Genomic DNA, 9,657 nt, shown 5'->3' with positions numbered 1-9,657 from the left:
AGGTTTCGCCACATCCCGATTTCCTGGCGCGGGCCGCGATCTGGCGCGACCATGCGGCCGGCCTCATCTCCCGCGCGGAAGCCTCACGCCGATCGGCGGGCATTGGAGCGCCGCAACCCCTTGTGACGCAGGGCATGGAGCGCCGCGCACCACCCGCGCACCGCCCCCGACATGCCCGCCCCTCACCGGCTGAAAGTCGCCAGTATGCCCCGCCCATGGCGACTACGGCGGCTCGTGATGACCGGCTAACCCCGAACGCTAAGGCATTCCTTCAGGTGCTGCGGGCTCGCTGCGGCAAAGGGCGAGAAACGAGCATCACGAAGGGCACGGCCGGCGCCATCATGTCGCGATCGGCGCGCACCATCCGCCGCTATCTCGTGGATCTCGTACGCCACGGCTATGTCGAGCTTGAGACGCGGCGGAATGCGCGGGGCCTGCATCTCGGCCTCACCGTGCGGCTGACGGCTCTGGTCATGCCTTTCTTCGAAGAGGCGAAGGGTCTGGCTCGCTGGCTGGCCGAGACCCCGAAGGCGGCATTTGTGCCTTTTTCCGGGTCGGTTCTTTCAGGGAAAGCAGGGGTGACACTGTTGCCACCCAAAAACCAATCCCAAAACCATCCTCTCTCTGCGGCCCTCAAAAAGGGCCGAGAAAAGGCTTTGAGGATAGGAGCAGGGAAAGGTGATCCGCCTGCCTAACGCGCGCTGGCGGTCAAATTTGAGGGAATGGGTAGCTATCTGAGGCCGTAGGGCCAGGGCTTAGCCCTTCCACGTCTTCATGAGCCGGGCAAGGCGACCCTCTGTGGGCTGGGGCGCGGCCACTGGTGCCGGTTCTTGTTGCGGCGCTGAGGCTTGAGACTTCGTTCGTTCGTCGGTCAGGAGCCGTTGCGCGGCATCGGCCTGGGCGCGCCAGTGGTCGCGATCCTTCCGCAGGTCTTCGCGGTCGTCCTTCATGTCCGCGATCTGGGCGTCCAGTCGGCGCACCACTTCTTGCACCGCTTCAAGCTGCGCCTTCAACGTTGCATTTTCACTGATGATTTCGGGTGATGCGTCCTGCGTCACTGCATCGGTGCGCGCATCGGTGCGGGGCTCGTAGACCCGGAACAGTTCGGTGGGGTCTATGAGGTATCCGCCATCGTCCTGTCGCTCGGCTGAAAGCCTGCCGGACTGGATGCTTCGGAGCAGGGTGGACTTAGACCGGCCGACCTCTGCCGCAGCCTGTCTCAGGGTGAGCTTCATGGCGGTGCGTCCTGCGTCATTCGCGATGACATGCACCGATGCATGGCGCGCCTGCGTGAAGCTGGAAGATGGTGCGTGACGCGGTGCATTTTTTCTCGATGACGCAGTACGCACCGGTTGACGCGGTGCATGAGCCGGCTTGTCTAAGGGCTGGAAATTCCGGCGTTAAGAGCCGTGGCTGCTATCCTGTTCGTGAGCAGCATTGCGCCAGCTATGTGTAAAGCAAATCTTGACACTGTAAGGTGATGCCTTACACTTATTCGCATGATCGAAAGCTTCCGAAGCAAGCCGCTCAAGAGGTTCTGGACCAAAAGCGATAGCTCGGGGCTGAATGCCGCGTGGGTCGATCGCATCGACCGCATTCTCGCTGCCTTGGATCAGGCGTCAAAGCCTGAGGACATGAAGTTCCCTGGCTTCGGCTTCCACGCGCTGACTGGCAATCTCGCCGGCCGCTATGCGGTTACGGTGTCTCGAAACTGGCGCATCACCTTCGGCTTCGACGGTCAAAACGCGGTCGATGTTGATTTGGAGGACTATCATGGCTCATGAAGAGAACCGCCGGGATCGAGCCCGGCCACCTATCCATCCCGGCGCGATCCTCAGAGAGGACGTTCTGCCGGCGCTGGAAATGTCCGTCACCACCGCCGCCGATCGGCTTGGCGTGTCGCGGCAGACCCTGCACAGCATCTTGCGCGGGGACAGCGCCGTGTCGCCTGAGATGGCCTTGCGGCTGGGGAAGTTCTGCGGGAACGGCGCGGAGATTTGGACGCGGATGCAGGCCGCCTATGACCTGTGGCACGCCGAGCGCGCGCTTGCAGACCAGTTGGAGCGTATCGAGCTTGCCGAGCCGCCTATCGCCGCCTGACAGGCTTCTCTGGCCGATCCGCTATCAGGAGATGACCTTGCGCACCTTGGCGGGCACCGCAACGAGGATCGCTATGCCGGATCGGTTCTCTGGATCGGACATGACCGCTTCCAGCGACGATGGCTCGGGGATAGCCTCCCCGTCTTCGGCCATGCCGACCAGATGCAGGGCCAAGGCCTCGGCTGCCATGGCTCGCGCGTCGTCTAGATCTGTTCCGGCCGTCACGCAGCCGGGCAGATCGGGAAACGACACGCCGTAATCGCTCTCGGCGTCCTTGTGGATCAGGGCGATATAGCTGGCCATCGGTTTACCTCAGACGAATGCCGGACTGACTCTCAGCGTGGCTTCTTCGGAAGCGCTTTCGCCTCCTTGGCCAATTCCGCGACGCGCTGGTCTGCCTCGCCCTTGCGCACCTCTTTCCTCCGCTTGTCGAAGTCTCCGTACTGACGTTCCGCGAAACGCCTAGCATCGTCAGCCGATACGCGACCGCCTCCGCTCAGGACTGCACGACCAAGGCTGGTCAGCTGGCGATCCAGAAGCGTTCGAGCGTCATCCATCGTCACCAGACGCCCTATGTCAGTCTGGTCCTCGAATATGTCGAGAAGGATCGTTGTGAGCCGGTTCAGTTCCTTCACCTCAGCTTCGGCGAGGTAGTTCTTCGAGACCGTCACATCGCTCTTGCGGACATTATCGTTCGGCCAGGTCTGGAGACCCATGTTCGGCTGGTCAGCGCGCGCTCTGGCGGCAAGGATCTCTGCTGGAGTGTGGGATGTCACCGCGTAGACGAGCTTGGCCTGCGTTCGCGTATAGAACTCGCGAGCGGCGCTGGAACTCGGATCGTAGTCCTGACACATGGCGCAGATGCGCCGCAGCTCGGCGTAGACGTTCGCCTCGTCCGCTCGAATGTCGCGGATGATCTCGCGCAGTTCGGCGATGCGGTCGGCACTCTGCGGCGTCTTCAGCCTCAGGGCATCCACGACGAATCCCTTCGTCGCGAATTGGACGAGAACACCCGTCGCCCAACGGCGGAACACGGTCGCCTGCGCAGACGAGACGCGATAGCCGACCGAGATCACCATATCGAGGCTGTGAAGCGTCACAGGGCGGGTCGCGCCAGCAATATGCACTTTTTGCATATTGCCCTCTTCGGGTAGTTCACCCTCCTCGATGATGTTGCCGATATGACGAGAGATTACCGACTGATCGCGGCCAAACAACTGGCCGATCTGCGCCTGCGTCATCCACAGCGCATCGCCATCGTAGCGAATATCGAGGCGTAGGCCCTTGTCCGTCCCGTAAACCAGGAAACGGTCGCCGGTGGCCTCGTCCTCAGTCAGGCGAACGGGCTCAATTTCCTCGTCACTCATTCCGGCCAGTCCTTCTGCTCTTTCAAGGGTAGAGGGCCCATTGCCCAACTTGACGGGCGCTTTGTGGAATCTGGATGCCTTCCAAGTCCAGCAATGCTCCCGTTTGACCAGACACGTTGGCTGAGCGCCCTGCCGGGTTCCGCTCTCGCATGACGCCTTGCGTCAGAGACCGGGCTCCATGTCGTCATCCCTTGCGCGGCCCCAGCTTCTTCCTTGCTTGGGTTCGTTGGCCACGTCCGGGCTGGGGCGGGATGGCGCAGATGGGCCGGTCGCGGCACCGACTTCCTTCGCGCCATCGCGCGCGGTCCAGCGCTCTAGAATGTGGACCTCCCACGTCCTTTGCCCGGCTGGGGCTTGGTGAACCACGGTGATGGTTCGATCGGGGTCCTTCTGCGATGGGATCACGGCGTCACGGCCGATGCTTCGCAGACGAACGCGGTCACCGGCCCTTGCCCCGGCCTCCGTGACGGCACGCGCCAGATCGGGTGACCAGACCGTCTTTTCTCCTTGGCCCGTGTCGATCACGGCATAGGAGTTGCCCTGGGCACCCTTTTCGAACTCGTGCGGCGCCGATGCAAAACGCATCAGCTCGCCCATGAGCTCGAACCGTTCGGGCTGTGCCATCCCAGGGGCAAGGATGCCGTGCTGCGCGAACCGGTCGATCCACCCGGCCGCGACCGCGGCGGCTTGGATCTGCTGGCTGATCCTCAGAACATGATTGGCCGTCGCCCATTCGTCTACCACCTGAGCGTAGGGCTCCTGGAGCGCCGGATGAGGCTCGGGCGCAAAGGCGCGTGACCGCTTCGCCTCGACCCGCCGGACCGTCGCCTCGCCGGCAACGCCGCGCTCCACCAGTTCGGCATGGGCGGCGGTGAAGGGACGCGAGGCCGCCAGATCGATGCGGCGCGTGGCCACCATGGAGATGCCCTGCTCGCGCGCCGCCTCGGCGATCGCCTCGCGGGTCCGCGCCAGATCGGCCTTCGACAGGCGCAGACGCTCACCGCCCTCGCTTTTGTGAACCATGGCCACGTGCACGTGGACATGCCCTTTGTCGTGATGCTGGGCGGCGACCCAGCGGTGACCGGCAAACTCGCGATCCATCACCGCCTGCACCGCCGCGAAGAAGGCGTCGGGATCGGTGCCCTCGCGCGCGCTGAACAGGGCATGGGTCACGTCGCGAGGGCTGTAGGACCCAATCTCGCGCCCCCAGACCCGGGTCTGCGCATTGACCTGGCTTGGTGTCAGGCGATGGCCGGACGCATCGAAGCCGGGACCCCAAGTGCCCTCGGCGAGAAGACCCAGCTGATAGCGCACCCCCTCCACCGCATGGCCCGTCTGCACCAGGGCGAACCGGGAGACCTCGTGGCCGTCTTCGGCCAGCCGCGTGGCGAGGGTCGTTTCCACCTGGCCAAGCGCCTTGGGCGACAGGGGAAGCTTGTGGCCGCGCGCCGACAGGGCGACCACGACCTGAAGCGTGTTGGCGTCCTCGCCCGTGCTCTCCATGGCAAAGGCCAGCCGGCGTCCCTCGAACGCCTCCTGCAACATCTCCGCGATCCGGGAGGGCGCCAGGTCCGAGCCGGTATGCTCGATCACGAACCGGCCGACATCCTTGCCCTTCGCATGGGTGCTGAACCGGGACTGCCAGTCGTCCAGAAGGGCGTCCCGATCCTCGCCATCGCGCAGCACCTCGCCGCGCTCGGTGACGATCGGAATGTCGTGCTTCCAGCCCGTGCGCTCGTCCTCGCGCGTGCCGAGATAGTTCAGAAGCGCGCCGACACGGCGCGCGCCCGACGCTCCGCTGATGATCTTGAACAGAGCCGGCTGCGCCCCGGTTGCCAGAATGGCCTTGTTGATGATTGGCCTGAGGTCAGCCGTCTGCGAAGGCGAGGCTGCCTCTGGAGCGGACGGCGTGGCCGCCCAGCGCTTCGAGACGGGCGGGGTGTGCGGCTGGCCCTGGGAGCCAGGAGCCCGGCGACGTCTCCATTCGTCCTCGTCGTCTTCCGCAGCCGGAGCAGCGAACGGGCTGGGAAGAGACAACGAGCGACGTGGGGGCGTGCGTGTATAGGCCGCGCGGAAGGTTTCCACGCGCGCGGCCACGCCTGCGATCTCGTCCAGGAACCCTGCCATGCCGGGCTATCCCTCCCTGGCGAGACGTTGGCGGGCGCTCTGTTGCGCCAACCGGGCAGAGTGTTCGAGGGTCTGCTGCATGCCCGAGACGATCCGGGACACCAGAAGCAGGCCTTCGGAAAGCTCCTTCTGGAAGTGAGCCCGGCCTTCATGCAGGGCGCGAACGGCCTGGTTGAGGTTCACGCCGATGCGGCGCAATTCCTCGCCGGAGGCTTTCAGCGTCTGGATCGCCTGCGCGTCGGGCACGTCGGGTAGGCCGGAGGCGGTCCGGATGAGCCTGCGCAGCATCTGGCTCTGGCTCATCTGGTGCTCGTGGGCGAGCGCGGTGAGGCTGGCATGCTCGGCCTGGGTCAGCCGGAGCGAGACCATCACGCGCAGCTTTTCCTCGTCGCAAACATCCTTGGGCACGTGTCATGGCTCCCTGGCCGCATGGCCTTTTACGATGTGTAATACACCATCGCATATCCTGCCATAGCAAACACACTTCGAAAGATCCCACATGCACATTCCTCACACTCCCCACAAACTGTGAAGACTGTGAAGACTGTGAAGACTGTGAAGACTGTGAAAAGTGTGACGCTTCTCACAAAGTGTGGGACGTGAACACATCGCACATTTTGAACACATCCCACACACCGCACATTCGCCACACAGACCGCTGGCTTCAGATGCGGAGTGGCCGAGCTGCCGCCCATCGGCGCTACAACGATGCGTCGCCTTCCGTCTCCGTTCGCACTACAATCAGAGTGTGAACGCGGAGGCTGGACATGGACACCGTTGATCCTCTGATTTGGTTTTGTCTTGTCGCAGTGGCAGCAGGTTCCGCCATGGCTCTATGGGCCACCATAATGAGCCGACGTTACGACCGAAAGTTCGGCCGCGAACGGGATCGATCTAAGGCACCTTAGGACGCCAGTGCCCGACGCACTGCGTCCGGCTCACGTTCGATCACACGAAGAAGCGCGATGGTCACTTGGTCAGGCTTTCGGCGTCCTTGTTCGTAAGCTTCTATCAACCCAACCATCCCACCGTGGGAATGACCGCTGCCAATGTGTTGTTGTCCCCGAATGATCGGACAGGATCAGACGGATTGGCGGGACGCGATGAACTCTCGCGGTGAGAGATAGCCGAGCGCCTTGTGCGGGTGAACGGTATTGTAGTGTTCGAACCAGATCGGCAGCGTGTCGATGACGGTTCGAGCGTCCGGAAGGGATGAGACGCGGACGTAGTCGCGTTTGATGGTGCGAACGAAGGCCTCGGCCATGCCGTTGGATTGCGGGCTTTGGACGGGCGTGGTTCTGGGCTCCAGGCCGATGTCGCGTGCCAGGCGTCGGGTTTCGCCGGCGATGTAGCCCGAGCCGTTGTCAGTGAGCCATTCGATCGTCTGCGGCAGGCGGTTCACGCGGCCGAAGCGGGCCTCGACGGCCAGGAGCATGAGGTCCTGGACGTCCTCGCCCTTGATGCCTTCGGTGGTGGCGACAAAACCGATGCTTTCGCGGTCGCAGCAGTCCAGCGCGAAGGCCACGCGGACCTTCTCACCGTTGTCGCAGCCGATCTCGAAGCCGTCCGAGCACCAGCGCAGGTTCGAGCGCTCGACGGCCACGCGCCCATCGTGACGTCGCCTGTCGAGATTGCCGGCGTGGCGTTGGAGAAGAAGGCCGTGCGCCTTCATCACTCGGTAGACGCGCTTGTGGTTGGGGAGCGACGCGCCGGCGGCGCGGGCCTTGCGGCAGAGGATGGCGTGAATGCGCCGCCTTTCAGCGATTGCAAGCAATCGCCTGCCGGCCAAGGGTAGCCATAGGTCGGCATGTCGGCGATCACCGCCTTGATCGCGGCGACAAGCTCAGCGTCGGGCTGCGGCGGTCGGCCGAGGCGCTGATGCGAACGTCCCGCCATGCGCTCGGCGATGTTCGACCGTGCGACATCGAGCACCGTGCAGACGGCGCTCACCGCGAACCGTCCTTGGGCCACGACAGCGAGCGCAACAGCGCTTTTTTTGGGCCCGCTGCGACCTCGAGGGCCTCTTTGAGGATCTCGGTCTCCAGCGTCTTCTTCCCCAGAAGGCGGTGCAACTCGCGAACCTGCGCCTGGAGAGCGCGATACTCCGAGGCCGCAACAACGTCCTCCTGCGCTCGCGTGGCGACCAACGCGCCTTGCGAAGCCATCTTGCGCCAGCGGAAGAGCTGGTTCGGCGCAACGCCATGACGACGCGCCACCAAGCTCACTGTCACATCGGCCTCGTATGTCTCCTGGACGATCGACAGCTTCTCAGCTGTCGACCACGATCGACGACGCTCAGGACCGGGCAGAACCTCTGCCTTCGAATAAGAACCAGTCATAGACACAACACTACTCCTAACCCTTGCGGGAGTGGGAGATCGTGTCCGGGGCATTCGGGGGCTATTTCACAATGTTAGGGCGCGAGACGAAATAGGTCTCATCAAGGATAGGATTTTGGGCGAGAGCTGCGAATGCCTTTTCTGTCGGATCGCCCAAGGGCATGAGCCGGCCCGCATCGTCTACGAGACGAACAGCTACCTGTGCCTCTTTCCACTTCATCCTGAGGTCTACGGCCATACGCTTATCATTAGCAGGCAGCACCATTCCGATATCCGAGACTGCCCGACCGAATTAGGTACGGGGTTGTTCGCTGCTGCTCAAAGTCTGTTCAAGCTTTACGAAGAGCGGATCGCGGCGTCGGGATTCAATCTGCTGAATGCGAACGGATTATCAGCGCAGCAATCCGTTGGTCATTTGCATTTCCATTTTCTCCCTCGTTTCCTTGACGATCGACTCGACACATGGCCCAGTCTCCCAAGCGTTGAGACCGATTTGGATGCTCTTCTCAAAAAGCTATCCAGTGCAGGAGGGTAGCCATGACCAGCATTATGGACATCGATGGCGAGCGCGCCATGGTCATTTTTAACCCTGAAACCCGGACATTCCGGGGCGAATTCGTCAACTTGAACGGGGGAGCTGACTTCTATGCGGACAGCCTGCCGAGCCTTCTGACCGAAGGAAGGAACTCGCTCGCCGCCTTCCTCGAAGTTTGCTCCGAAAACGGCATCGATCCAAAACGGCCAACCGACGCCCCTGTGCGGTAAGTGAGCGCACGGCCTAGCAATCGTTGGTGTTTGGCGCTCAGCCTTGGGCTGTCACAAACAGGTGGCTATCCCAGCGCAGGTGTCCCATCGTTCCGATAGGATCAGGATGCGTCAGTTTCCCTGTCACAAGGCAGCGCCGCCTTGGGGTGTAGTTAAGGTTCAACGCTAAATCATCACCTTGGTGTTAGCCTGCGGTAGATGTGTTCGCATAATCGAATTGAACTTTATTAGCCCACCAGACAGCCGGTCAAAGGAAGCGATCGGAGATTAGGCTGCCATGTCCGGTCAAAACGGGGGCGCTCCATCTATATCCTCGCGTGGACCTTATCTGAGGCTGACATGACCCTGCATGAAGCGCATGGCATTGCCGGCCCAACTCGCCTACGGTGTTTCCCTAGGTATCATTACGCCGAGTCGCCACAATGGACGCCCCCAAAGACAAAGCAGCAGGCAATGCCCGGATGCGCGCGCGCCATCGCGCCCAAGGTCTGACATCGATCGAGGCTGTGCTGCATCGGGACGACGTGGCGTCGCTAGACGCGCTCAAAGCGCAACTCGGTGCTTCATCTCGCTCTGAAGTCCTGCGCGCTCTGATCGCGAAGGCTGACCGGGCCGACCTCTCACCGGCCGACGTGGCGCGGCTATCCCAGCCGAGCGCCGCATGATGCCGAACGCACCCCTCATGGAGACGCCATAGGCATAGAAAAGGCCCCGAAGCGGGAGCCGCCTGGAGCCTGATCTGTGAAGAGCGTGGTTGCCCTCAGATTTAGGCCCCTCTGACCTCATCGTCAATCAAAATGCGGCTCGCCCGCCACGGACCTGCTTTGCCTCGCGCAAGGATGGACCGATGACGGCAGAACGACCCCGCGCGCCCCTACTCTGGGCAGCGCCAGCGGATGGGCATTGCCATGGCGGCAACACCCTGCCGGACCTGTTTGCCCATAACCTGCCCGTGGAGC

At 62.8% G+C, this 9,657-nt stretch carries 10 protein-coding genes and 2 pseudogenes; 6 read left to right on the top strand and 6 right to left on the bottom strand.

The annotated features are described in order from the left end of the window. Positions 1 to 695: helix-turn-helix domain-containing protein (locus tag AUL28_RS22425; protein WP_082640641.1), on the top strand; the 695-nt coding region annotated here is incomplete at its 5' end. Positions 696 to 755: 60 nt separating this feature from the next. Here the strand turns inward: AUL28_RS22425 and AUL28_RS21790 are convergent. Next, positions 756 to 1,235: a hypothetical protein gene (locus tag AUL28_RS21790; RefSeq protein WP_062237051.1), complete on the bottom strand. Its 480-nt coding sequence runs from the start codon at positions 1,233 to 1,235 to the stop codon at positions 756 to 758. Positions 1,236 to 1,499: 264 nt separating this feature from the next. Here AUL28_RS21790 and AUL28_RS21785 point away from each other — a divergent pair, with 264 nt between their 5' ends. Together AUL28_RS21785 and AUL28_RS21780 are read left to right on the top strand one after the other, a co-directional pair. Next, positions 1,500 to 1,784: a type II toxin-antitoxin system RelE/ParE family toxin gene (locus AUL28_RS21785; protein WP_062237048.1), complete on the top strand. Its 285-nt coding sequence runs from the start codon at positions 1,500 to 1,502 to the stop codon at positions 1,782 to 1,784. Then, entirely contained in the window at positions 1,774 to 2,100 is a 327-nt protein-coding gene (locus tag AUL28_RS21780; RefSeq protein ID WP_062237044.1) for a HigA family addiction module antitoxin, read from the top strand. The genes AUL28_RS21785 and AUL28_RS21780 overlap by 11 nt, the downstream gene beginning before the upstream one ends. A 30-nt stretch (positions 2,101 to 2,130) precedes the next feature. On the opposite strand, the pseudogene AUL28_RS21775 reads toward AUL28_RS21780, so the two are convergent. The 5 genes and pseudogenes from AUL28_RS21775 to AUL28_RS22420 all read right to left on the bottom strand — a co-directional run. Next, positions 2,131 to 2,403, bottom strand: a pseudogene (locus tag AUL28_RS21775) (type II toxin-antitoxin system HicB family antitoxin); the annotation flags it as partial. 32 nt (positions 2,404 to 2,435) lie between these two features. After that, complete coding sequence (gene rhuM / locus AUL28_RS21770) at positions 2,436 to 3,467, bottom strand: RhuM family protein (RefSeq protein WP_062237041.1); 1,032 nt, start codon at positions 3,465 to 3,467, stop codon at positions 2,436 to 2,438. A 162-nt stretch (positions 3,468 to 3,629) separates the two neighbouring features. Further along, positions 3,630 to 5,594 (bottom strand): relaxase/mobilization nuclease domain-containing protein, encoded by a 1,965-nt coding sequence (locus AUL28_RS21765; RefSeq protein WP_062237038.1) that lies wholly within the window; start codon positions 5,592 to 5,594, stop codon positions 3,630 to 3,632. Positions 5,595 to 5,600: 6 nt separating this feature from the next. Beyond that, the gene (locus tag AUL28_RS21760) at positions 5,601 to 6,002 is read right to left on the bottom strand and encodes a plasmid mobilization relaxosome protein MobC (protein WP_156420144.1); all 402 of its coding nucleotides are present in this window, start codon (positions 6,000 to 6,002) and stop codon (positions 5,601 to 5,603) included. Between the two features lie 673 nt (positions 6,003 to 6,675). Next, a pseudogene (locus AUL28_RS22420) lies at positions 6,676 to 7,933 on the bottom strand (IS3 family transposase). Between the two features lie 115 nt (positions 7,934 to 8,048). Here AUL28_RS22420 and AUL28_RS22415 point away from each other — a divergent pair. The 3 genes from AUL28_RS22415 to AUL28_RS21735 all read left to right on the top strand — a co-directional run bounded on the left by AUL28_RS22415 (position 8,049) and on the right by AUL28_RS21735 (position 9,363). After that, complete coding sequence (locus tag AUL28_RS22415; protein ID WP_192843517.1) at positions 8,049 to 8,468, top strand: HIT family protein; 420 nt, start codon at positions 8,049 to 8,051, stop codon at positions 8,466 to 8,468. A gap of 2 nt (positions 8,469 to 8,470) precedes the next feature. After that, a complete protein-coding gene (locus tag AUL28_RS21740) occupies positions 8,471 to 8,698 on the top strand; it encodes a type II toxin-antitoxin system HicB family antitoxin (RefSeq protein WP_062237027.1) in 228 nt (75 codons plus the stop codon). A gap of 422 nt (positions 8,699 to 9,120) precedes the next feature. Next, positions 9,121 to 9,363 (top strand): ribbon-helix-helix protein, CopG family, encoded by a 243-nt coding sequence (locus AUL28_RS21735; RefSeq protein ID WP_082640638.1) that lies wholly within the window; start codon positions 9,121 to 9,123, stop codon positions 9,361 to 9,363. Positions 9,364 to 9,657: the final 294 nt, after the last annotated feature.

It is taken from the genome of Aureimonas sp. N4, from assembly GCF_001463925.1.
GTDB lineage: Bacteria > Pseudomonadota > Alphaproteobacteria > Rhizobiales > Rhizobiaceae > Aureimonas > Aureimonas ureilytica_A.
Note: the sequence above shows the minus strand (reverse complement) of the source record. Positions and strands in the feature narration are given on the sequence as shown.

What these genes read in the sequence shown, in the direction of transcription:
- AUL28_RS21790 (WP_062237051.1), bottom strand. Translation starts at nt 1,235, where the DNA reads ATGAAGCTCACCCTGAGACAGGCTGCGGCAGAGGTCGGCCGGTCTAAG.
- AUL28_RS21785 (WP_062237048.1), top strand. Translation starts at nt 1,500, where the DNA reads ATGATCGAAAGCTTCCGAAGCAAGCCGCTCAAGAGGTTCTGGACCAAA.
- AUL28_RS21780 (WP_062237044.1), top strand. Translation starts at nt 1,774, where the DNA reads ATGGCTCATGAAGAGAACCGCCGGGATCGAGCCCGGCCACCTATCCAT.
- rhuM (WP_062237041.1), bottom strand. Translation starts at nt 3,467, where the DNA reads ATGAGTGACGAGGAAATTGAGCCCGTTCGCCTGACTGAGGACGAGGCC.
- AUL28_RS21765 (WP_062237038.1), bottom strand. Translation starts at nt 5,594, where the DNA reads ATGGCAGGGTTCCTGGACGAGATCGCAGGCGTGGCCGCGCGCGTGGAA.
- AUL28_RS21740 (WP_062237027.1), top strand. Translation starts at nt 8,471, where the DNA reads ATGACCAGCATTATGGACATCGATGGCGAGCGCGCCATGGTCATTTTT.
- AUL28_RS21735 (WP_082640638.1), top strand. Translation starts at nt 9,121, where the DNA reads ATGGACGCCCCCAAAGACAAAGCAGCAGGCAATGCCCGGATGCGCGCG.